General features: G+C 64.7%; 15 protein-coding genes. 2 read left to right on the top strand and 13 right to left on the bottom strand.

Features of this window, described 5'->3' with window-relative positions; all coding sequences use genetic code 11:
• Positions 1 to 380 precede the first annotated feature (380 nt).
• The 7 genes from glgX to ABDW49_RS09260 all read right to left on the bottom strand — a co-directional run bounded on the left by glgX (position 381) and on the right by ABDW49_RS09260 (position 13727).
• Positions 381 to 2240, bottom strand: coding sequence for a glycogen debranching protein GlgX (glgX, locus tag ABDW49_RS09290; protein WP_343611399.1), 1860 nt, complete (start codon positions 2238 to 2240; stop codon positions 381 to 383).
• 2 nt (positions 2241 to 2242) lie between these two features.
• The gene (locus ABDW49_RS09285; RefSeq protein ID WP_343611397.1) at positions 2243 to 3883 is read right to left on the bottom strand and encodes an alpha-D-glucose phosphate-specific phosphoglucomutase; all 1641 of its coding nucleotides are present in this window, start codon (positions 3881 to 3883) and stop codon (positions 2243 to 2245) included.
• A complete protein-coding gene (glgA, locus tag ABDW49_RS09280) occupies positions 3880 to 5418 on the bottom strand; it encodes a glycogen synthase GlgA (protein ID WP_343611395.1) in 1539 nt (512 codons plus the stop codon). The genes ABDW49_RS09285 and glgA overlap by 4 nt, the downstream gene beginning before the upstream one ends.
• Before the next feature lies 1 nt (position 5419).
• Entirely contained in the window at positions 5420 to 6688 is a 1269-nt protein-coding gene (gene glgC, locus ABDW49_RS09275) for a glucose-1-phosphate adenylyltransferase (RefSeq protein WP_343611394.1), read from the bottom strand.
• Complete coding sequence (glgB, locus tag ABDW49_RS09270) at positions 6685 to 8949, bottom strand: 1,4-alpha-glucan branching protein GlgB (RefSeq protein WP_343611393.1); 2265 nt, start codon at positions 8947 to 8949, stop codon at positions 6685 to 6687. The genes glgC and glgB overlap by 4 nt, the downstream gene beginning before the upstream one ends.
• Positions 8946 to 11357, bottom strand: coding sequence for a glycogen/starch/alpha-glucan phosphorylase (locus ABDW49_RS09265; RefSeq protein ID WP_343611392.1), 2412 nt, complete (start codon positions 11355 to 11357; stop codon positions 8946 to 8948). Before ABDW49_RS09265 ends, glgB begins: the two co-directional genes overlap by 4 nt.
• A gap of 276 nt (positions 11358 to 11633) precedes the next feature.
• Positions 11634 to 13727 carry a bifunctional (p)ppGpp synthetase/guanosine-3',5'-bis(diphosphate) 3'-pyrophosphohydrolase gene (locus tag ABDW49_RS09260; RefSeq protein ID WP_343611391.1) on the bottom strand — a complete coding sequence of 698 codons (2094 nt, stop codon included), beginning with the start codon at positions 13725 to 13727 and terminating at the stop codon, positions 11634 to 11636.
• A gap of 265 nt (positions 13728 to 13992) precedes the next feature.
• Between ABDW49_RS09260 and ABDW49_RS09255 the strand changes: the two genes are divergently transcribed.
• Entirely contained in the window at positions 13993 to 15825 is a 1833-nt protein-coding gene (locus ABDW49_RS09255) for a M28 family peptidase (protein ID WP_343611390.1), read from the top strand.
• A 119-nt stretch (positions 15826 to 15944) separates the two neighbouring features.
• Here the strand turns inward: ABDW49_RS09255 and ABDW49_RS09250 are convergent, their stop codons facing one another.
• The 5 genes from ABDW49_RS09250 to sdhC form a co-directional block, all read right to left on the bottom strand.
• The gene (locus tag ABDW49_RS09250; protein WP_343611389.1) at positions 15945 to 16262 is read right to left on the bottom strand and encodes a hypothetical protein; all 318 of its coding nucleotides are present in this window, start codon (positions 16260 to 16262) and stop codon (positions 15945 to 15947) included.
• Positions 16263 to 16386: 124 nt separating this feature from the next.
• Complete coding sequence (locus tag ABDW49_RS09245) at positions 16387 to 17865, bottom strand: M28 family peptidase (protein WP_343611388.1); 1479 nt, start codon at positions 17863 to 17865, stop codon at positions 16387 to 16389.
• Positions 17866 to 18101: 236 nt separating this feature from the next.
• Positions 18102 to 19910 carry a succinate dehydrogenase flavoprotein subunit gene (gene sdhA / locus ABDW49_RS09240; protein ID WP_343611386.1) on the bottom strand — a complete coding sequence of 603 codons (1809 nt, stop codon included), beginning with the start codon at positions 19908 to 19910 and terminating at the stop codon, positions 18102 to 18104.
• Position 19911: 1 nt separating this feature from the next.
• Positions 19912 to 20295, bottom strand: coding sequence for a succinate dehydrogenase, hydrophobic membrane anchor protein (sdhD, locus tag ABDW49_RS09235; RefSeq protein ID WP_343611384.1), 384 nt, complete (start codon positions 20293 to 20295; stop codon positions 19912 to 19914).
• Between the two features lie 12 nt (positions 20296 to 20307).
• Positions 20308 to 20709, bottom strand: coding sequence for a succinate dehydrogenase, cytochrome b556 subunit (gene sdhC, locus ABDW49_RS09230; protein ID WP_343611382.1), 402 nt, complete (start codon positions 20707 to 20709; stop codon positions 20308 to 20310).
• Positions 20710 to 20931: 222 nt separating this feature from the next.
• Between sdhC and ABDW49_RS09225 the strand changes: the two genes are divergently transcribed.
• A complete protein-coding gene (locus ABDW49_RS09225) occupies positions 20932 to 21963 on the top strand; it encodes a 50S ribosomal protein L11 methyltransferase (RefSeq protein WP_343611380.1) in 1032 nt (343 codons plus the stop codon).
• A 274-nt stretch (positions 21964 to 22237) separates the two neighbouring features.
• On the opposite strand, the gene ABDW49_RS09220 is transcribed toward ABDW49_RS09225, so the two are convergent.
• The gene (locus ABDW49_RS09220) at positions 22238 to 23002 is read right to left on the bottom strand and encodes a methyltransferase (protein ID WP_343611379.1); all 765 of its coding nucleotides are present in this window, start codon (positions 23000 to 23002) and stop codon (positions 22238 to 22240) included.
• Positions 23003 to 23031 lie beyond the last annotated feature (29 nt).

The raw sequence follows: 23031 nt of genomic DNA, 5'->3' as shown, positions 1-23031 counted from the left end.
AAAGGCCCCTGCAGTCGAACATCAATCCATCGAGCACAGGCGCCTCGATGCACCTCGATAGCCCTCGTTGCCGAGGGGGGCCTTCAGCCCCGGCGCCCGCCTTGTGGTCGGTGCGCCAACAGGCACCGCGTGGATGCCTGACAATCGAGCATCGAAACGCCCATTCAGTGTGATCCGAATCCGGCGCGGGTCCGGATGGGGGTATCCTCTGCGGGGACAGAGGCGGGTGGATCACCATGGAAGGGGTCACCGAGGGGGGAAGATCGGCGGCCATCATCCATATGTCTGAGCGGATCGTAAAATCCATGGGCCGACAGCAGATGCCGACGACACCACAATGATCGATCTGACGCGTTGTTCCCGGACCTGCTGAATTTTTCTTATAAGGGCGGTGGCGCGGCCGGAAACAGGTCTGCAGCGGCATCATCGCTCATCGTCACCCGCCGCGTCGCGCGGTCGAGGATCAGGCGATAGGCGCTGCTGGCATAGGCGAGAGAACCGGCATCGGGGGCCTCCCAATCCGCCACGCTCATCGCCTCGCCCTGCCTGTTGGTCCAGACGCCGTCAGTCGGGAATTGCTCGAAACGCTCGGCCCTTGCCGCGCGCCAGGCCGAGAGTAGCGCGACATCATCCTCCAGCGCCTCATCGCGACCGGCCCAATCAACCCAGCCAATCGGGCTGTCCTGACAATAGGCATTGTTGTTGCCCTGCTGGCTACGACCGAACTCATCCCCCGCGGTCAGCATGATCGTGCCGGTGCTGGCAAACAGCGTGGCCAGCAAGGCGCGCGCATCACTGGCGCGGGAGGCCTGCACCCCGGCATCATCGCTGGGCCCCTCCACCCCGTGGTTCCAACTGTGATTGTCGCCATGGCCATCGCGGTTCTGCTCGCCATTGGCCTCATTGTGGCGCTGCTCATAGGCGAGCAGATCGGCCAGGGTGAAGCCGTCATGCGCGGCGAGGAAATTGACACTGCGGCAGGCCTGCTCGCCAAAGACATCGCTGCTGCCCGCCAGCCTTGTGGCCAGAGCGCCGATCCCGACCTCCCCCTTCCAGAACCGGCGCAGATCGTCGCGATAGCGATCGTTCCATTCCAACCAGTTGTCGGGGAAGCGCCCCAAATGGTAACCATCCTCGCCGATATCCCATGGCTCGGCGATCATGATGCGGTCGCCCAGCACGGGATCGGCAGCGATGTCTTCGAACAGCGGCGCATGGGGATCGTAATCGGGCGAGCGCGCCAGCACCGGTGCCAGATCGAAGCGGAAGCCATCGACCCCGGCCTGCTCGACGAAATGGCGCAGGCTGGCCAGGGTCAGCGCGCGCACATGCGGCCGGGCGAAATCCAGCGTGTTGCCGCAGCCGGTGACATTCACCAACTGGCCATCCGCCTCATGGGCGTAGCTCTCATTGTCCAGCCCGCGCAGGGACAGCACCGGGCCGCCCTCATCGCTTTCGCCGCTATGATTGAACACCAGATCGAGGATCACCCCGATCCCCGCCGCATGCAGCGCGGCGACCGTATCGCGCAACTCGGCCACGCCACCCGGACACAGGCCCGGATCGAGCGCCATCATCGCCACCGGATTGTAGCCCCAGAAGTTGCGCAGCCCCAGCGGCGGCAAATGCCGCTCATCCACCCAGGCGACGATGGGCATCAGCTCCACCGCGCTGACCGACAGTTTCTTCAGATGCGCAAGGATCACCGGATGGGCCAGTGCCGCAACCGTGCCGCGCAAAGCCTCCGGCACATCGGGGTGCAGCAGGGTAAATCCGCGCACATTCAGCTCATAGATCAGCCCACCGCGCACGAAATGCGGCGCCTCACCGGGGACAGGCTCGCGCTTGCCCGGCACGATGGCACGGGGCACCAGCGCCGCCGTATCGACGCCGAACCGCGACAGTGCAGGATCGTAAACAAAGCGCCGATCCAGCTCGACGGCATAAGGGTCGACCAGCAATTTGGCCGGATCGAACCACTGGCCCTGCTCGGGCGCCCAGAGGCCGTCGGCGCGGTAGCCATAGGTCGCGCCCGCCAGATTGCCTTTCAGCGTGGTGCGCCAAAACTCGCCCTGCCGGTGCATGGGCGTGGGATATTCCTCGCCCTGAGCGAAGATGCACAGGGTGACCGCCTCGGCATGAGGGGAGCGCACCGCGAAATGAGTGTACTCCCCGCCCTCGCCGGCGATGACATGGGCGCCCAGCAAGGCATCCGATGCGATTCCGGCGGTCTCCAGCATGATCAGGTGATCACGTCAGGCTCGGTGCGGCCCGTGTGACGGGTGATGCCCGCCAGTTCCTGAGCCGCGGCGATCAGATCGGCCAGCATATCGGGCGTCTGCGCCGCCAGATTGCCGCCGACCGGTTCGTAACGTTCCAGATAGACGCGCAGCGTGGCGCCCTCGGTCCCGGTGCCCGAGAGGCGGAACACGATGCGCGATCCGCCCTCGAACAGGATGCGCAGGCCCTGATTCTTGCTGACCGAACCATCGACGGGATCGGTATAGGAGAAGCTGTCAGCCGTCGCGATGGTCAGCGGGCCAACGACCTTGCCGGGCAGCGCAGGCAGCGAGGCCGTCAGTTCCGCGATCAGCGCATTGGCGACATCCGTGGGCAGCGCCTCATAATCGTGGCGGGCATAATAGTTGCGGCCATAGGTCGCCCAATGCTCGGCGGCCAGATCGCAGACGGGGATCTGCCGCACCGCCAGAATGTTGAGCCAGAGCAGCACCGCCCAGAGCCCGTCCTTCTCACGCACATGGTCGCTGCCGGTGCCCGCGCTTTCCTCGCCGCAGATCGTGGCCATGCCCGCATCGAGCAGATTGCCAAAGAACTTCCAGCCAGTGGGGGTTTCAAAGGCGGGAATGCCCAGCGCCTTGGCCACCAGATCGGCCGCCGCGCTGGTGGGCATGGAGCGAGCGATGCCCTTGAGCCCGCCCTTATAGGCCGGGGCCAGATGAGCGTTCGCCGCCAGCATCGCCAGACTGTCAGAAGGCGTCACGAAGATGCCCTTACCCAGGATCAGATTGCGGTCGCCATCGCCATCGCTGGCCGCGCCGAAAGCCGGAGCATCCGGGCCGAACATCGTGTCGAACAGCACCTTGGCGTGGACCATGTTCGGATCGGGGTGATGGCCGCCGAAATCCTCCAGAGGGGTGCCGTTGCGCACCGTGCCAGGCTTGAAGCCCAGCCGCTTCTCAAGGATTTCATGCGCATAGGGCCCGGTGACGGCATGCATGGCGTCGAAGGTCATCGACAGGCCATCCTTCACCGCCGCACGGATCGCGTCGAAATCGAACAGGCTTTCCATCAGCGTGGCGTAATCGGCCACGGAATCGATCACCTCGACGGTCAGGCCCGCGACATCGGTGCTGCCCTGCACGTCCAGATCGACATCGGGCGTGTCCACCGTCAGCCAGCGGTCGATGTTGGTGGTGCGCTCATAGACCGCATCGGTGATACCCTCGGGCGCGGGGCCGCCATTGGCGATGTTGTATTTGATGCCGAAATCTTCATCCGGCCCGCCCGGATTGTGGCTGGCCGAAAGCACCAGACCGCCGCTGGCCCCATAATGGCGGATCACATGCGAGGCGGCGGGCGTGGAAAGAATGCCCCCCTGCCCCACCAGCACCCGGCCATAGCCATTGGCCGCCGCAATGCGGATCGCCTGCTGGATCACGGTACGGTTGTGATAGCGGCCATCGCCGCCGATCACCAAAGTCGCGCCCTTTTCGGGCTTCACCACATCGAAGACGCTCTGGATGAAATTCTCGGCGTAGTTTTCCTGAGCGAAGATCTTCACCTTCTTGCGCAGGCCCGATGTGCCCGGCTTCTGCCCGGCAAAGGGCGTGGTGGGCTTGGCGATGACGGTCAGCGTGCTCATTGGTCCCCCGGAAGGTTGACAGCGCCCTCGACAGAGGGCTGATCTACGTAATTGCGGTAAAGCGCGGCATAGGCTGCCGCACTCTGGTTCCAGCTGAAATCCATGCGCATCCCGGCGCGGCGCACCTCGGTCCAGGCGTCCTGCTGGTGATAGAGATCGACGGCGCGGGTGATGCCCAAGGCAAAGTTCTGATAATCCACCCCGGCGAACTGGATGCCGGTGGCAGCCCCCGCCTTGATCGCGGCAAGATTGGCATCGACCACCGTATCGGCCAACCCGCCGGTGCGCGCCACCACCGGCACGCAGCCATAGGCAAGGCCGTAAAGCTGGGTCAGCCCGCAAGGCTCGAAACGGCTGGGGACGAGGATGGCGTCGCCGCCGGCCTGCATGCGATGGGCCAGCGCCTCATCATAGCCGATGCGCAGCGAGACGCGGCCCGCATGGCGCGCGGCGCCCCGGTGCAATTCGCTGACCAGCGCGGCGTCGCCCGTGCCCAGCAGCGCCAGACGCCCGCCAAGGCCGACCAGATGGTCCAGCACCTCGCACAGGACATCCATGCCCTTCTGCCAAGTCAGGCGGCTGACGACGATAAACAGCGGGCCATCGTCGCGATCGAGCCCGAATTCCTTTTCAAGCGCGCGCTTGTTGGCCACCCGCTTGGCCAAGGCCCGCGCGGAGAAATGAGCCGCGATGGCGGGATCCTTGGAAGGATCCCATTCCTTCGCATCGATCCCGTTGACGATGCCGCGCACATTGTCGCCCCGGCTCTGGATCAGCCCTTCGAGGCCCATGCCGAACTGCGGGCTGCGGATTTCCAGCGCATAGGTCGGCGAGACGGTGGTGATGCCATAGGCCGATTCCAGCCCGGCCTTCAGAAAACCGACGCCGCCGTGATACTCCACACCATTGACCGCCCAGGCCTCGGGCGGCAGGCCCAGACGCGGGAAGATGTCCGCCGGATAATAGCCCTGAAAGGCCATATTGTGGATCGTCATGATCGAGGGGACGCTGCGCCCTCCGGCAGGCGGTGCGAATTTGAGATAGGCAGGGGCCAGCCCCGCCTGCCAGTCATGGGCGTGGAGCAGGTCGAAGGTCAGCCCCTCCACCACGCCGCCCGCGACATCGGCTCCCGCGCGCGACAAAGCCGCGAAACGGCGCCAATTGTCGATCCAGTCACGCCCCGAGCCATCGGCATAGGGGCTGCCGTCGCGGTTGAAGAGATGCGGCGCATCCAGCACCAGCAGATCGCCCGCGTGATCGCCATCGAGCTGACCCGAAACCAGCCGCGCCGGGCCGCCGAACAGGTCTTTCCATTCATGGACGACCGGCGGGGCGGCAGCCTTCCTGGCCTTCCCCTTGCCCTTTACGGCAGGCGGGCCGAGCCGCGTGAGCACCTGCGGATAGCCGGGGATCATCACGCTCATCTGAACGCCATGGGCGGCAATGGCATGCGGCAGAGCGCCCACCACATCGGCAAGGCCGCCGGTTTTCACCAGCGGCACAGCCTCCGAAGCGAGCGAGAGAACCCGGATCATCCTATTGCCCCGCCAGATAGTGGTCCATCATCGCCTTGGTGATCAGGCATACACCATTTTCCGTGCGGCGCCAGCGGGTTGCGTCGAGTTCCGGGTCTTCTCCGACGACCAGATTTTCCGGAATGCGCACGCCCGAATCGACGATCACCCGCTTGAGCGAAGCCCCTCGCCCGATGTTGCAATAAGGCAGGATCACCCCTTCGCTGACGCTGGAGTAGGAACCCATCTTCACGCCGGTGAACAGCAGCGAGCGATGCGCCGTGGCGCCCGAGACGATGCAGTCCTGCGAGATCAGCGAGGAGACCGCGGAGCCGCGCCGCCCTTCCTCGTCATGCACGAATTTGGCCGGGCTGGCGACGACCTGATCGGTCCAGATGCGCCAGTCGCGGTCATACATGTTGAGACGGGGGACGACATCGGTGAGGTCCAGATTGGCCTCGAAATAGGCGTCCAGCGTGCCGACATCGCGCCAGTATTCGCCGATTTCCTCAGCCGCGCGCACACAGCTTTCGGTGAAGCGATGCGCCACCGCCTTGCCGTGTTTCACGATGCGCGGGATGATGTCGTTCCCGAAATCGCGGCTGGAGTTGGGATCGGCGGCGTCTTCCTTCAGCCGCTCGAAGAGATATTTGGTGTCGAAGACATAGATGCCCATGCTGGCCAGCGACCAGCCCGGCATGCCGGGGATCTCGGGAGGATTGGCGGGCTTTTCGACGAAATCGGTGATCGTGTCGCTTTCGTCGACATGCATCACGCCAAAGGCCGTCGCCTCTTTCTGGGGGACCACCAGACAGCCGATCGTGACATCCGCGCCGCTGTTGACATGCTGGCGCAACATCAGCTCGTAATCCATCTTGTAGATGTGGTCGCCCGCCAGAATGACCATATAGCGCGGGGCATGCGCCGCGATGATGTCGATGTTCTGATAGACCGCATCCGCCGTGCCTTCGTACCACTGGCTTTCGGAGACGCGCTGGCTGGCGGGCAGGATGTCGAAGCTTTCGTTACGCTCCGGGCGCATGAAGTTCCACGCGCGGTTCATGTGGCGGATCAGGCTATGCGCCTTGTACTGCGTCGCCACGCCGATGCGGCGGATGCCCGAATTGATCGCATTGGACAACGCAAAGTCGATGATCCGGCTCATGCCACCGAAATAGACGGCGGGTTTCGCGCGATTGTCGGTCAACTCCTTCAGACGGCTTCCCCTGCCGCCTGCCAGCACATAGGCCATTGCCTCACGCGCCAGTGGTTGTCCGGAGGTGTCCCTCATGCAGCCTTCTCCCCTTTGGTCTTTTGACCGGTTGTCTTGCCCGAAGTCGCCCGCACGGCGGCCTTCGACGTATCCTTCTTGCCGGTCCATTCCAGCATCACCGTGGCGAGCGGCGGCAGGACCATCACGCCGCGCCCATCGACCGCCACCACCTGTCCCATATTGCCCACGCCGCTGCCGCCATATTCGACGGCATCGGTGTTGACGATCTCGGCCCAGATGCCGTCATGCGGCAGGGGGACGCGATAGCCTTCGTGGACGTTCGGCGTCATGTTAGCGATCACCGCCACCGGATGTTCCCCCGGCGCCTTGCGCAGCCAGGCAAAAACCGAATTGGCCGCATCATCGACGATCAGCCATTCAAAGCCCTCAAGTTCGCAATCGCGGGCGTGGAGCGCGGGCTTCTCGCGATAGGTGCGGTTGAGGTCGCGCACCACATCGCGGATGCCGCGATGGGGGGCATAGTCCAGCATCTCCCAGTCGAGCGCGCGTTCCTCGGACCATTCGCGGCGCTGGGCGAACTCCTGCCCCATGAAGAGCGACTTCTTGCCCGGATAGGCCCACATCATCGCGTAATAGGCGCGCAACGTGGCGAATTTCTGCCAATCATCGCCCGACATTTTGTGGATCAGGCTGGCCTTGCCATGGACCACCTCATCATGGCTGAGCGCCAGCACGAAATTCTCGTCGAAAGCGTACATCAGGCCGAAGGTGATGTCGTCGTGGTGGTACTTCCGATGCTCAGGCTCGCGCGCCAGATAGCGCAGCGTGTCATGCATGAAGCCCATGTTCCACTTGAAGCCGAAGCCCAGCGCCGAGGGGCGCCCCGCGGGCGACGGCGCCTCCACCTCATAGGCGGGGGTGGTGACGCCGGGCCAGCTTGTCGCTTCCTCGGCGATGGTCAGGAAACCGGGGTGGCTGGCATGGACGGCGCGGTTCATCGCGCGCAGGAAATCCACCGCCTCCCAGTTCTCGCGCCCGCCCTGATCGTTGGGAAGCCAGTCGCCGCCCTCGCGGCTGTAATCGCGGTAGAGCATCGAGGCGACCGCATCGACGCGCAGCCCGTCGACATGATAGCGCTCGGCCCAGAACAGCGCGTTGTTGACAAGGAAGGCGGCAACCTCGCGCCGCCCGAAATTGTAGATCGCCGTGTTCCAGTCGGGGTGAAAGCCGAGGCGCGGGTCTTCATGCTCATAGAGCGCCGTCCCGTCGAAGCGGGCGAGGCCATGGGCATCGGTGGGGAAATGGGCGGGGACCCAGTCGAGAAGTACTCCGATCCCGGCGCGATGCGCGCCATCGACAAAGCGGGCAAAGCCCTCCGCATCGCCAAAACGCGCCGAGGGGGCGTAAAGCCCGGTCGTCTGATAGCCCCATGACGGATCATAGGGATGTTCGGAGATCGGCATGAACTCGATATGGGTGAAGCCCATATCCACCACATAGGGGATCAGCCGGTCGGCCAGAGCATCCCAGGTGAGGAACCAGTCATCATCATCGCGCTGCCAGCTTCCGGCATGGACCTCATAGATCGAGATCGGCACGCGGCGCGGATCGACGCTGGCCCAATGCTTGAGATGGGCCTCATCGCGCCAGTCGATCTTCACCGGATGGGCGGTGAGGCTGGCGGTGGCGGGGCGCAATTCGCTGGCCAGAGCGAAGGGGTCGGCCTTCAGGGGCAGCACCGTGCCATCCTCGCCGGTGATGCGGAACTTGTAGGCATGGCCCACACCGAGGCCCGGCATGAAGATTTCCCAGATGCCGGTGTCGGCGCGGCGGCGCATCACATGGCGCGCGCCGTCCCAATGGTTGAAATCGCCCACCAGCGCCACGGTTCGGGCATGTGGAGCCCAGACGGCGAAATGCACGCCCTCGGCTCCCTCATGCTCGATCAGGTGAGCGCCCAGCTTGTCGAACAGGCGCAGATGGCTGCCCTGCCCGATCAGGAAATCATCAATGGGCCCCAGCACCGGGCCGAAGCTGTAAGGATCGCCGACCAGCCATTCATGACCATTGGCGCTGGCGCGATAGCGCAAGGGCTGAGGGGGGCCTTCCAGCACACCCTCGAACAGCCCTCGCCCATCAACCTGCTCCAGCACGCCCAAAGGCGCGCCGGAGAGGCTTTGGGCCTCGACATGCTCGGCCCCCGGCACGATCACTCGGGCGAAGGCGCCCAAAGGCCCCCGATGCACCCCCAACAAAGAGAAAGGATCACTATGGCGCCCTTCGATCAGGGCTGAGATGGCGTCTTGGTCTGGGTTCACAAAACGCCCCAAATGTCCTTTGCATATTCCGCGATGGTCCGGTCCGAAGAGAACCACCCAACATTGGCAATGTTCCGTATCGCACTGGCGCGCCACGCCTTTTGGTCGAGCCAGCGGGCATCGACATCGCGCTGGGCGGCGGCATAGGAGTCGAAATCGGCCGCGACCATGAACCAGTCATGCTCATGCAGGCCCGCCATCAGCCCGGCATAGCGGTCCGGATCGTCGGGGCTGAAGACGCCGCTGGCGATGGCATGGACGGCCTGCTGCAGCTCGCAACTGTTGTCGATGATGGACTGCGGATCGTAGCCATTGGCGCGCTTCTCATTCACCTGATCGGCGGTGAGGCCGAAGATGAAGATGTTCTCGTCGCCCACGCGGTCCTTGATCTCGATGTTGGCGCCGTCGAGCGTGCCGATGGTCAGCGCGCCGTTCAGGGCAAACTTCATATTGCCCGTGCCCGAGGCTTCCATCCCCGCCGTGCTGATCTGCTCGGAGAGGTCCGCCGCCGGGATCAGCCTTTCGGCAAAGCTGACATTGTAATTGGGCACGAAGACCACCTTGAGCAGCCCGCCCACGGTCGGATCGGAATTCACCCGCCGCGCGATGTCATTGGCCAGTTTGATCGACAGCTTGGCGTTGTGATAGGATGAGGCCGCCTTGCCGCCGAAGATTTTCACGCGGGGCACCCAGTCCTTTTCGGGATGGCTGCGGATCTGGTCGTAGAGCGCCACCGTCTCGATCAGATTGAGCAACTGGCGCTTGTATTCATGGATGCGCTTGATCTGCACATCGAAAAGCGCATCGGGATCGAGCCGCACGCCCATCGTCGAACGCAAATGGGCGGCCAGCGACACCTTGTTGGCACGCTTCACCTCGGCGATGCGCTCACCAAAGGCGGCATCATCGGCCAGAGCATTGAGGTCGCTCAGCTTCTCGGTGTTGTCGAGGAAATCGGGCCCAATGGCGTCGCGGATCACGCCGGTCAGCCCCGGATTGCACTGCTGCAGCCAGCGGCGTGGGGTGACGCCATTGGTCTTGTTGTTGATCCGCGTGGGATAGAGCTTGTGCAGATCGGCAAAGACCGTGGTCTTCATCAGATCGGTATGCAGAGCGGCCACGCCATTGACGCTGTGGGCGCCCACGAAAGCCAGATTGGCCATGCGGACGCGGCGCTCGCCGCCCTCGTCGATCAGGCTGATGGCGGAAATCTGCTCACCGCTCATGCCGGCCTTGCGCGCCTCGCGCAGAACCCGGCTGTTGATCGAATAGATGATCTGCATATGGCGCGGCAGCAGGCGTTCGAACAGCGGCAAGGGCCAGCTTTCCAGCGCCTCGGGCAGCAGCGTGTGGTTGGTGTAGGCGATGGTGCGCTTGGTGATGTCCCAGGCCTCGTCGAAATCCAGATTATGGACATCGACCAACAGGCGCATCAGCTCGGCCACGGCCACGCTGGGGTGGGTATCATTGAGCTGGATCGCGGCGCGGTCCGGCAGGGTGCGGATGTCCTCATCATACTGCACATGGCGCCGCACGATGTCCTGAATGGAGGCACTGGAGAAGAAATACTCCTGACGCAGCCGCAGCTCCTGCCCGGCGGGCGTGCTGTCGGCGGGATAGAGCACACGCACGAGGCTGTTGGCCCGCACCTGCGCCTGCAGCGCCCCGGCATGGTCGCCCGCGTTGAAGGCATCGAGCCGCAGCGGATCGGGCGCATTGGCCGTCCACAGGCGCAGCGTGTTGACGCGCTTGCCGCGCCAGCCGGCGACGGGCGTGTCGATGGCGCTGGCCTCGATCTGCTCCTGCGGGTGCCATGTCACCCCGCCCGAAGCGCTTTCGCCCACCTCGCCGCCGAAGCCGACGAAATAGCTGCTCTCACGCCGGTCGAACTCCCACGGATTGCCATGGCTCAGCCAGGTCTCGGGCAGTTCGACCTGCCAGCCATCGTCGATGCGCTGGCGGAACATGCCGTTCAGATAGCGGATGCCATAGCCATAGGCCGGAATGTCGAGGCTCGCGAGGCTCTCCATAAAGCAGGCGGCCAGACGGCCCAGACCGCCATTGCCCAGCGCCGCATCGGGCTCCAGCTCCTCAAGCTGCGCCAGATCCAGGCCATGGTCGCGCAGCGCCTTGGCCATCTCGTTGGTGAGGCCCATGTTCGAGAGCGCATCGCGCATCAGCCGCCCGATCAGGAATTCCAGGCTGAGGTAATAGACCCGCTTGCCGCCGGTGTCGTAGGTGCGCCGCGTCGAATCCATCCAGGCATCGACGATCTTGTCGCGCAGCGCGAGGATGGCGGCATGAAACCAGTCATGCGGCTTGGCGGCGCGCTCATCCTTGCCGATCCGATGGCGCAGCACATCGAGCACCAGATCGTGGATATCGTCAGCAACGGCGGTGTCGGGCAAAGGCTGCACTCCCAGACGGGGCCACGCGCCTGAAACCTTCCGCGCGACCGGTTATTCCTGATGCCCTTCGCGGCGGTGGGGCTGGTCCGAGGGGGTTTGCACTCCCCCGGCCAGCCCTCTCCTCTTCCCATACTTCCAATTGCGGAGGCTAAGCCAGACAAGGCCGCCGAGACAAGCACAGATCAACAGGGCAGTGAAATTTTTCCGCCGAGTCACGCCTTCCTAGAGATGGATCGTTGCGCAAACCTTTCCGCCCCCTCCCGAAGCCGCGAAAGATCAGAGCCTTTCGGCCTGAGCCACCGAACCGCTGGCCCGCAGGGAGGAGACGATCCGCGTGAGATGCGCCAGATCGGCCACATCCAGATCGACCTCATAGGTGCCGAACAATTCATCGCGGCTGGCCATCTTCAGGCTGACGATGTTGGCCTTGGTGCTGGCGAAGATGCCGGTCACCTCGGCCAGCGTGCCGGGGCGGTTGTAAAGCACGCAGCGCACGCGCCCGATGGCGCCCGTGGTGCGCGCGCCCCATGACAGGTCCAGCCAGTCATGATCCTGCCCACTGGCCAGCACGTCACAGGAAATGGAGTGGACCTCCACCCCCACGCCGGGCTTCTTCACGCCCACGATGCGGTCGCCGGGCACCGGATGGCAGCATTCGGCCAGATGGAAGGCCAGACCGGGCGTGAGCCCCTTGATCGAGATGGCACGTTCCTGCTTGGGCCACTGGTCGGTTTCGGCCAAGGTCTTGGCGCTGCCGGGCAGCACGGCTTCCATCACCGCGGCATCGTCCAGCTTCGCGCTGCCGATGGCGACGAGCATCTCTTCCTCGGTCTTGAAGCCGAGACGCTTCACCGCCTCGCCGCGCGCCTTCTTGCCCACCTTGGTCGGCAGGCGTTCGACCAGTTCGTCGAAGAGATCCGCGCCGATGGCGGCGATTTCCGAACGTTCTTTCGCGCGCACCGCGCGGCGGATGGCAGCGCGCGCCTTGCCCGTGACGGCAAAGCCCAGCCACGCCAATTGCGGACTGGCGCTGCGGTTCTTGATGATCTCCACCACATCGCCATTGCCCAGCGCGGTGCGCATCGGCACATGGCGGCCATTGATCTTGGCGCCCACCGCCATGCTGCCCAGGTCGGTATGCACGGCATAGGCGAAGTCGATCGGCGTCGCGCCCTTGGGCAACTGATGCAGCGCTCCCTTGGGGGTGAAGGCGAAGATGCGATCCTGATAGATCGCCATCTTGGTGTTTTCGAGCAGCTCCTCGGCATCGTGGCTGTCGTCGATCACCTCGATCAGATCGCGCAGCCAGCCCACCTGACCATCGGGCGCCACCCCACCCTGCTTGTAGCTCCAATGCGCGGCGAGGCCATATTCATTGGTCTCATGCATGTCCCAGGTGCGGATCTGCACCTCCATGCGCATCGAGTTCTCATAGATCAGCGAGGTGTGCAGCGACTTGTAGCCATTGCTCTTGGGGGTCGAGATGTAATCCTTGAAGCGCCCCGGAATCATCTGCCACGTCGTGTGCAGCAGGCCGATCGCGCGATAGCAATCCTCGACATCCTCGACCAGCACGCGGAAGGCCATGATGTCGGTGATGCTGTCGAAGGAGACATGGCGCTCGGCCATCTTGCGCCAGATCGAATAAGGATGCTTCTCGCGCCCCCAGACCTGACATTTCACCCCCATCGAGGTCAGCGTCTGGCTGATGGCCAAAGCAATCTCATCGACCTGCCCGCCATCGGTCTCGCGGATCTGCGCCAGACGGGCGGTGATGGTCTCGTAAGCCTCGGGCTCCAGCTGCTGGAAGGCCAGCAACTGCATCTCGCGCATATACTCATACATACCCACGCGCTCGGCGAGCGGGGCATAGATTTCCATGGTTTCCTTGGCGATGCGGCGGCGCTTGTCCTCGCTCTTGATGAAATGCAGCGTGCGCATGTTGTGCAGCCGGTCCGCCAGCTTCACCAGCAGCACGCGCAGATCCTCGCTCATGGCCAGCAGGAACTTGCGCAGGTTCTCCGCCGCGCGCTCCTTTTCGGTCATCGCCTCGATCTTGGAGAGCTTGGTCACGCCATCGACGAGCCGTGCCACATTGGGCCCGAAGAGCTTCTCGATCTCGTCGACGGTGGCCAGCGTGTCCTCCACCGTATCGTGGAGCAGCGCGGTGATGATCGTTTCGACATCGAGCTTCAGCTCGGTCATCAGCCCCGCCACCTCGACCGGATGGCTGAAATAGGGGTCACCGCTGGCGCGCTTCTGGCTGCCGTGTTTCTGCACGGTGTAGACATAGGCACGGTTCAGCATCGCCTCGTCCGCGTCCGGGGCGTAGGAAAGCACTCTTTCGACAAGTTCGTATTGGCGTAGCATCGTGGGCTTAATGTGAGCGATGCGCCACGGGCGGGCAAGCCTTAATGGGCGATTTGTCTGATCGTGAATGTGCTTTTGATGCGTGTTTGCCACAGGGTGTGCCGCAATAGCCAGATACCGGCCAGATACGTCAAATCCCCCAAGCGGCTGCAGCCTGTCGCTGGCGCGGAACCTCTTGCCGTCGCGCGCAACACTCGTAATAAAGCTGCCCACACGCGCAAGGATTCTAAAGCGCGCCGAACAGTTCCGGGAGCCGCCTGCAATCATGACCAAGTTTCGCTCTGCCCTGCGCTCTTTCGCGCTGATCTCTGTCGCCTCGCTGGCACTGGCCGCCCCGCTGGCCGCCCATGAGGATGACGATGCGCTCGACATCGCGGGCATGACGCTGGGCATGGGCCCGCAGACCCCGGCCAAGGAAGAAGCCGTCTCCACCGCAGGCCCGACGATCGCCGAGGCCGCCCTGCCGCTCGACCCGCGCTTTTCGCCGGCGCGCATTCAGGCCGATGTGACCTTCTTCGCCGACGATCTGCTGCTGGGCCGCGACACGGGCAGCCAGGGCCATGAGATCGCCGCCCGCTATGTCGCCTCGCGCTTCACCGGCCTGGGCCTGACGCCGATGGGCGACCAGTCCGCGAATGGCCGTAGCTGGCTGCAGCGCATCACCTTCCAGAAGACCACCCGCGCCGAAGGCCCCTCGGGCGTGGACTTCACGGGCGCCAACGGCAAGGCGATCACCTTTGCCCAGGGCAAGGACGCGCTGGTCGGCATCTCGGTCACCGAGAGCAAGCTGGACGTCTCCGCCCCGCTGGTCTTCGTCGGCTATGGTCTGGAAAACGCCCAATACGGCCTCGACGACTACAAGGGCCTGGATGTGAAGGGCAAGATCGTGGTCCTGCTCTCGGGCTTCCCTTCGGGTCTGCCCTCGGAAGAAGCCGCCCATATCGGCGCCACCAAGGGTGAGGCCGCCGCCGCTCACGGCGCCATCGGCATCATCACCATCGGCACCAACGCCTCGCTGAAGGTCCGCCCGTGGGAGCGCAGCCTGCAATATGCCGGCACCCCGCGCTTCAACTGGGTCGACACCACCGGCCCCAACGCCGGCAAGGCACATGACAATGCCACCGGCATCCGCGCCAGCGCCTCGCTGGACGACGATGCCGCCAATGCCCTGCTGGCGGGCGCGCCGCAGTCGCTGACGCAGCTCCGCGCACTGGCCGAACGCCCGTGGGTCAAGGGCAAGCCGGTGGCGGTGAAGGGCTTTGCGCTGAAGGGCAGCGCGCGGATCTATGGCAACTTCGCCTCGACCCGCGTCACCAGCCCCAATGTCGCGGGCATGATCCCCGGCAGCGATCCGGCGCTGAAGGACCAGTATGTGGTGCTCTCGGGCCATCTCGACCATCTCGGCGTCGATGCCCCCAAGCCCGGCGAGCCTGCGGACAAGGACCGCATCTACAACGGCGCGCTGGACAATGCGGCGGGCACCTCCACCCTGCTCGAAGTCGCCCACGTGATGGCGCAGGAGGCCAAGCAGGGTAAGGGCCCGCGCCGCAGCGTGATCTTCCTGGTCTCGACTGGCGAGGAAAAGGGCCTGCTGGGCGCCGACTTCTTCGCCCGCCATCCCGCCGTGCCGGTCGAGAAGATCGTCGGCAATGTCGATCTCGACATGCCGGTGCTGCTCTATCCCTTCACCGATCTGGTGGCCTTCGGCGCCGACCATTCGACGCTGGGCAAGATCGTGGCCAATTCGGGCAAAGCGATGCAGCTCTCGCTCAGCCCCGATCCCATGCCCACCGAGAACATCTTCGTCCGCTCGGACCACTATATGTTCGTGAAACAGGGCGTGCCTGCCGTGTTCCTGGCCACCGGCTATGCCAATGGCGGCGCGGCGCAGTGGGGCCAGTTCATGAAGACCACCTACCACAAGCCGGGCGACGACCTGTCGCAGCCCATCAACTGGCGCGCGGGCGCCCGCTTTGCCGAGGCCAACTGGCGCATCACCAGCGCCATGGCGGATTCGGACACGCCGCCGCTGTGGTACAAGGGTGACTTCTTCGGCAACCTCTTCGCGCCCAAGGCGGCGCGCGCCGACAGCAAGTAAGCCTTCGCGAAGGGGCGCGGTGCGCCGCGCCTCTTCAGGCGGATGGCAGGCAAAAGAAAACCGGCGGGGGCATTATCGCAGCCCCCGCCGGTTTTTCGTTTCAGCGCGTCAGGTGCCGATCAGCACTTCACGAACTTGCCCTTGGCGTCCTTGCAGGGGCCCTTCTTCTTGGCGGGGGCGGCAGCAGGCTCGGCCTTGGCCATGGGCTTCATCGCCGGAGCGGCGGTCATCGCGGGCGCGGCCTTCATGGCGGGAGCCGCCTTCATCGCGGGCGCAGGCTTCATGGCAGGAGCCGCCTTGGCAGCACCGTCGGGCTTGGCGCCGGGCGTGCCGCACTTGGCGAACTGGCCCTTGGCATTGCGGCAGGTGGCCGCTTCGGCCGTGGCGGGAACGGCGAGAACAGCAAGCAAAGCCAGAGGCAAAATCAGTTTCTTCATGTCATCCCTCCTCAAGAGACAAGTCGCGCCAGGCACGCAAGCGAAGCGCGGATGGGAAACTATTGCGCGGCGACCGAACCGTCAATGAACAGCCTCACCATCACAAGAATTTACGCGGATGACATTATCGCTCGGCGCTGGAAACGCTGGCACTCCAGCGACGCGGATCGGCGAAATAGCGCACCAGCGCGACATGAAACCACACATCCTCGGCCGCGCCGCCCAGTTCCAGCCCCGGTTTCACCACATCGCCGGGCCGGTGATAGTCGGTTTCGAGGTAATGCTGGAAACGCGGCCGGTCGCCATAGGCCGAGGTGATCATCACCGCGGGAATGTCATGGCTGATCAATGCCCAGCCATCCTGCCGCTTGAGAAAGGTGTTGGGCCAGTCCGAGGCAGCGATCTTGCGATGCTGCTCACGCGCGACGGTGGCCAGCCCCGAGTCGAGCCGCGTCATCCCCTGCCCCACCACGCCCAGCGGGCCACCGGCGGGCGCAATCGCGATGCTGTCGAGGTTGAAGGCCGCCACGATCTTGCCCAGCGGCAGCGGCGGGCTCTCGGCAAAGGCCTGGGCGCCCAGCAGCCCCATTTCCTCCGCCGTGGTGGCCAGCACATAAATGTCGCGATCCGGCGGCCCGCCCGGCTGATGCACCAGACGGCGCGCGATCTCGGTCAGCCCGGCCAGGCCGCTGGCATTGTCGATGGCGCCATTGCAGATCAGATGCTCGCCGATCTTGCCCGTGCCGCAGGTGCCGAAATGGTCCCAATGTGCCAGCAGCAGCACCGCGCCTTCCTCGGGATGACGCCCCGGCAGGCGACCGATGACATTGTGGGTGCGGATGGTGGTCTGGCGGGTGGTCGCCTCGAAACTGCCGGTCAGGTCGAGCAGACGCGGCGCGAAATCCGGGCGATTGGCCTCGTTGGACAGCGCGTCGAGCGCATCGCGTCCGCCCAGAAGCCGCGCCATGCCCTCCATGGTGACATAGGCCTCAAGATCGCCCTCGGGCGCGTCATCGGCCAGAGCAAAACCCTGATGGCGCCGCCGCTCGCTGACCGAAGCGATGGTGCGATAGCTGTCGAGAATGGTGAGCACCGCCGCCGCGCCGCCCTCGAGCAGGGCGTTCTGACGCACCGCCAGCGGCAGCACCTCGCCCCCCACGCGCGGCGAGGGCTTGTCGAAGATCACCGCGACGCGCCCCGCCAGTTCGGTGCGCGAAGGCAGATCACCCGCCATGCGGCCCACGAAATAGAAAGGCGCATTCTGCACGATGCCCCGGCGCCCAAAGGTCATCACCCGCACGTCCTCGGGCCCGACCAGCACCGGTCGACCTCGCCGCGCGAAACTCGCGCGCGAGCCCACCGGTTCGCGCCCCACCAGCGTCACGGGCTGAAACCAGGGATGCGAGGGATCATTGGTGCCCGAGACCAGCCCGATATCGAACCATTGCTTGGCCAGATAGCGCAGGGTCTTTTTCTCGCCCTCGGTGCCCGGCTCGCGCCCGGCGAAGTCGTCGCTGGCCAGTTGCGTGATGCTGGCGAGCAATTGCTGCTCCAGCCCGGAATCGTGATGCGACGAGGCAGCCGCCAGCGGCTGGCACACCATGGCGACCATCGCCATAGCGGTCAGGGCAGCACAGCTTGACTGTGTGTTTCGATTCGTCGCCAACTTGAACCAGTTCATCGGCGTGTAAACCATCACAAAGCGGCGCGCCGGGCAAGATGCTTCCTGCCCCATCCCGCGCGTGATACACAGCATCGTCAGCCAGCAACGGCTGCGCAACAAAAGGGCCGGAAAGCCCAAGCTTTCCAGCCCCTCTTTTCAGACCGTGCGAAGAGCGATCAGTAGACGCGCTTCTTGGGCTTGATGTAGCTGACGTCGTCGGTCAGCGTGTATTCGTGGACCGGACGGTAATCCAGCTTCACACCGCCGCCATTGCCGCCCCAACCGTCGAACCAGGCGACGGTGTGCTTCATCCACTCGGCGTCGTTGCGATCGGGGAAATCCTCATGCGCGTGGGCGCCGCGGCTTTCCTTGCGGGCATGGGCGCCATGCAGCGTGACCGAAGCCTGGCTGATCAGGTTGTCCAGCTCCAGCGTCTCGACCAGATCGCTGTTCCAGATCAGCGAGCGGTCGGTCACCTTGATGTCCTTCATGCGGGCATAGGTGTCGGCCAGCTTGTGCTTGCCTTCGGCCATCAACTCGTCGGTGCGGAACACGGCGGCGTGCTGCGACATGGCGCGCTGCATCTCGGTGCGGATTTCCGCCGTCGAGGCAGTGCCATTGGCGTTGCGGAAGTGGTCCAGACGGCCCAGCGCCAGATCGGCCGAGTCCTTGGGCAGTTCGGGCTGGGCAGCGCCCGCCTTCACGATTTCCTTCAGACGGTGACCAGTGGCGCGGCCAAAGACCACGAGATCGATCAGCGAGTTGGAACCCAGACGGTTGGCGCCATGCACCGAAACGCAGGCCGCCTCACCCACGGCGAACAGGCCGGGGACCACGTGATCCGGATTGCCGTCCGGGCCGATGGTCACGACTTCGCCGTGATAGTTACAGGGGATGCCGCCCATGTTGTAGTGCACGGTGGGCACCACAGGCAGCGGCTGGCGGGTCAGGTCGACACCGGCGAAGATCTTGCCGCTCTCGGTGATGCCCGGCAGACGCTCGGCCAGCACCTTGGGATCGATGTGATCGAGGTGCAGGTAGATGTGGTCGGCATGGGGACCCACGCCGCGACCTTCGCGGATTTCCAGCGCCATCGAACGCGACACCACGTCACGCGAGGCCAGATCCTTCGCCGAGGGAGCATAACGCTCCATGAAACGCTCGCCCTGCGCGTTGGTCAGATAACCGCCCTCGCCGCGCGCGCCCTCGGTGATCAGCACGCCCGCGCCGTAAATGCCGGTGGGGTGGAACTGCACGAATTCCATGTCCTGCAGGGGCAGGCCGGCGCGCAGCACCATGCCGCCGCCGTCGCCGGTGCAGGTATGGGCCGAGGTGGCGGTGTAATAGGAACGGCCATAGCCGCCGGTCGCCAGCACCACGGCCTGCGAACGGAAGCGGTGGATCGTGCCATCATCCATGCACAGCGCGATCACGCCGACGCATTTGCCATTGTCCATGATGAGGTCGATGGCGAAATATTCGATGAAGAAGTCGGCGTCATACTTGAGCGACTGCTGATACAGCGCGTGAAGCATGGCGTGGCCGGTGCGGTCGGCAGCGGCGCAGGTGCGCTGCACCGGCGGGCCTTCGCCCATGTTCTGCATGTGGCCGCCGAAGGGGCGCTGATAGATCGTGCCGTCGGCGTTGCGGCTGAAGGGCACGCCGGCGTGCTCCAGCTCGTAAACGGCGGCAGGGGCCTCGCGCACCATATATTCGATGGCGTCCTGGTCGCCCAGCCAGTCCGACCCCTTCACGGTGTCGTACATGTGCCAGGTCCAGTGGTCGGGCGTGTTGTTGCACAGGCTGGCCGCGATGCCGCCCTGCGCCGCCACGGTGTGGCTGCGGGTGGGGAACACCTTGGTGATGCAGGCGGTCTTCAGACCGGCTTCGGCAGCACCCATCGTGGCGCGCAGGCCCGAACCGCCCGCGCCCACCACCACGGTGTCATAGATATGGTCGATGATCTTGTAGGAAGGGGCGGACATCTCAAGCAGCTCCCAGAGCGAGGCGGGCGATGGTGAACACGCCGTAGAAGGCGGCGCCGAAGACCACGAGGTTCAGCGCGGCGAGCGCAACGAACTTCGTGCCGGCTTCATGCAGATAGTCCTCGATCAGGACCTGCATGCCCAGGCGCACATGCCAGAACACAGAAATGATCAGCAGCGACAGCGCCACCGCCGACACCGGGCTGACGATCCAGTCATGCACGGTGATGTAGTTGAAATTGGGCAGCAACAGCAGCGAGACGGCGAACCATGCCGTCAGCACCAGATTGCCGATGGCCGAGACGCGCTGCACGATCCAGTGATGCGCGCCCGAATGCGCCGAGCCCAGCCCGCGAACGCGGCCGATCGAGGTTCCGTTACCCATCGTTTCTCTCCCTCAGCGCAGCAGCAGGATGGCCCAGAAGGCCACGGTGAGCGCAACGCCGAACACATGCGTCAGGATCGACCACATGTTGTTGGTCTTCACCTCGAAACCGCCGCCGATGTCCATCAGCAGGTGGCGCAGGCCCGAGCACAGATGGTTGAAATAGGCCCAGCTGATGCCCACGAAGATGATGCGGCCCAGCGGGCTCACCGCGAAGGCGGCGTATTTCGCATAGGCCTCGGGACCGGCAGCCAGCGTGCCCAGCCAGCACAGCAGGGCACCCAGCCCAACCACGGCCAGACCATTGCCCGACACGCGGTGCATGATCGAGGTGAACATCGCCGGGCCCCAGCGCCAGATCGAAAGGTGCGGGGAAAGCGGCCGTGCCTTTTTGCCAGTGGCGCCTTGGGCCATCGGTGAAATCCTTTGTGCTTGCTGCATTCACGTTGCTGCATTGCGGGACATATCCCGCGCGAATGCTTCCCATAGCCAAAACGCGACACCATGCAAGCGCCAGAAAGGCCTTACGACCATCCGCCGTTCAGCTTCTTGCCATACGCATGCGCTCCCGAGGCATATCAGCCGGTAAGCCGACTACCCCTTGGCGCGGCCCGGCACTGGCGCTATGCCGCGCGGATGGCCCGTAAACCCGCATCCCAGAACCCCGTCACACCTCCCGCCGATGAAGCGCAGGAGCAAAGCTGGCAGATCACCCTCTTCGGCCCACGCTGGCAGATCGAGGCCGCGCTGATCGCCCATGAAGACGCCTGGGACTGGGACGAGACGGTCATCCTCTCGGGCTGCGAAATCGCCGACGACAAGCCCGAAGACTGGCGCATGGACGTCTTCCTGCCCCGCAAGCCCGCCGCCGCCGACCGCGCCGCGATCAAGGCGCTGTTCGCCGGAGACGACGGCAAGGGCAAGGCGCCCAAGCTGATCGAGGAACGCCTGCCCGATCAGGACTGGATCACGCTGTCGCAATCCGGCCTCGAACCGATCCACGCCGGGCGTTTTATCGTCCACACCCCCGATTTCCCGGTGGACGCCCCAGAAGGCATCCGCGCCTTCACCATCCCCGCCAGCCGCGCTTTCGGCACCGGCCACCACGCCACCACCGCCGGATGCCTGACCATGCTCAGCCTGATGAAGGCCGAGGGTCTGGTGGTACGTAACATCGCCGACATCGGCACCGGCACGGGCCTGCTGGCCTTTGCGGGCCTGCATCTGTGGCCCCGCGCGCTGGCCACCGCCTCGGACATCGATGCCGCCTGCCTCGGCGTGGTCGAGCATAACATCGAGATCAACGATATCGCGCCGGGTGCCGGTCTGGGCCAGCTCACCATGCTGATCGCCGACGGCATGGACGATCCGGTGCTGCAATCGCGCGGGCCCTATGACCTGCTGATCGCCAACATCCTCGCCGGGCCATTGATCGATCTGGCACCCGATTTCGCCAAGGCGCTGGTGCCAGGCGGGTCGCTGCTGCTGGCCGGGCTGCTCTCCACGCAGGAGGAGCAGGTGCGCGCCGCCTGCCGTCGCGCCGGGCTGCGGATCGCGCGCCGGGCAGTGCATGGGGACTGGTCCGTGCTGTGGCTGCGCAAGCGGAACGATGTGCGGGTGCGGGCGAGCCGTCCGGGACAGTTGCCAGATTGGGCGAAGAAGTGGTGATAAGGATTTAAGGTAGAAAGAGAAAATGCGAGGGCCATCGCCCTCGCGCTCCCTTTAATGTCTGCCTCACGCATAAGCTATCGGGCAGGCACGGGTTCATAGCGCCGCAGGCTTTCATGCCGCCAGCGCAACCCATCGTTTAAAGATTGATTGCCTGCGGCGCATTGCACCGCGCAGGTGGAGAGGTCAGACGCCACGACCGGGCGCCACTGCCCTTGCGCCGGAAGACGTTATGGGAGCGCGAGGGGATAATCCCCTCGCACCTTCCCTTACCTTATTTCCCCTTGGGCTTCTGGAACAGAAACACGAACTGATCCGTCTTGTCGTGGATCTTGAACACGCTGACGGTATGGTCATCGGCGGCATTGGCCAGAGCCTTGCTCTCACCCACCAGCTTGAACCCGGCCTTGGCGACTTCGCTCTTCACCAGTTCGGGATCGATGCGGTGCAGCGCATCGGTCTGGCTGTCCCCCGTACCCTTAACCCCGGCGTGGTCGGTCACGAAGTAATAGCCGCCGGGCTTCAACGCCGCGAAGGCCGCCGCATTGGTGGCTTCGGCATTGCCGCCATGGTGGTGAAGGTCGTGATAGTTCTGGCTGGTCCAAACCAGATCCAGCTTCTCGGGCGCCGAGAAGGCAGCGCCGCGCACCAGCGAGACGTTCGTGTAGTTCACATCGGGCACAACCTTGAAGTTCGCCACCGACTTGGGCGAGGCAACATCGGGAATCCACGAATAGACCGCGCCCGCATCACCCACCGTCTTGGAAAGCAGGCGCGTGAAATAACCGCCGCCGGGCAGCAGTTCGCCCACCTTCTCGCCGGGGTGGACGCGGGCGAAGGCCAGCAGCGTGGCGGGCTTGCGGGCGGTATCGCGCGAGGTGTCCGTTTCGGGGCGCGCCTTATCGGCCAGAGCAGAGGCGATGGCGGGCGATGTGCCTGCCGCATGGGTCGGCTTGGCCGTGGCCAGTCCCGCGCCCAGCACGCCAAAGCTCAGCACCATGGCCAAAGCCGCGCCGCGTCCTACAGACTTGCTTATCATCGCACTCTCCCTTGGGACGCCGTCAGAGC

Origin of the sequence: Novosphingobium sp. (genome assembly GCF_039595395.1) — a bacterium.
GTDB lineage: Bacteria > Pseudomonadota > Alphaproteobacteria > Sphingomonadales > Sphingomonadaceae > Novosphingobium.
This window is presented reverse-complemented; position numbering and strand designations above follow the sequence as displayed.

Excerpts from the sequence above, each read along its gene's own strand:
- glgX (WP_343611399.1), bottom strand. The coding sequence starts at position 2,240 with ATGCTGGAGACCGCCGGAATCGCATCGGATGCCTTGCTGGGCGCCCAT.
- ABDW49_RS09285 (WP_343611397.1), bottom strand. The coding sequence starts at position 3,883 with ATGAGCACGCTGACCGTCATCGCCAAGCCCACCACGCCCTTTGCCGGG.
- glgA (WP_343611395.1), bottom strand. The coding sequence starts at position 5,418 with ATGATCCGGGTTCTCTCGCTCGCTTCGGAGGCTGTGCCGCTGGTGAAA.
- glgC (WP_343611394.1), bottom strand. The coding sequence starts at position 6,688 with ATGAGGGACACCTCCGGACAACCACTGGCGCGTGAGGCAATGGCCTAT.
- ABDW49_RS09260 (WP_343611391.1), bottom strand. The coding sequence starts at position 13,727 with ATGCTACGCCAATACGAACTTGTCGAAAGAGTGCTTTCCTACGCCCCG.
- ABDW49_RS09255 (WP_343611390.1), top strand. The coding sequence starts at position 13,993 with ATGACCAAGTTTCGCTCTGCCCTGCGCTCTTTCGCGCTGATCTCTGTC.
- ABDW49_RS09250 (WP_343611389.1), bottom strand. The coding sequence starts at position 16,262 with ATGAAGAAACTGATTTTGCCTCTGGCTTTGCTTGCTGTTCTCGCCGTT.
- ABDW49_RS09245 (WP_343611388.1), bottom strand. The coding sequence starts at position 17,865 with ATGGTGTGCCAGCCGCTGGCGGCTGCCTCGTCGCATCACGATTCCGGG.
- sdhA (WP_343611386.1), bottom strand. The coding sequence starts at position 19,910 with ATGTCCGCCCCTTCCTACAAGATCATCGACCATATCTATGACACCGTG.
- sdhD (WP_343611384.1), bottom strand. The coding sequence starts at position 20,295 with ATGGGTAACGGAACCTCGATCGGCCGCGTTCGCGGGCTGGGCTCGGCG.
- sdhC (WP_343611382.1), bottom strand. The coding sequence starts at position 20,709 with ATGGCCCAAGGCGCCACTGGCAAAAAGGCACGGCCGCTTTCCCCGCAC.
- ABDW49_RS09225 (WP_343611380.1), top strand. The coding sequence starts at position 20,932 with ATGGCCCGTAAACCCGCATCCCAGAACCCCGTCACACCTCCCGCCGAT.
- ABDW49_RS09220 (WP_343611379.1), bottom strand. The coding sequence starts at position 23,002 with ATGATAAGCAAGTCTGTAGGACGCGGCGCGGCTTTGGCCATGGTGCTG.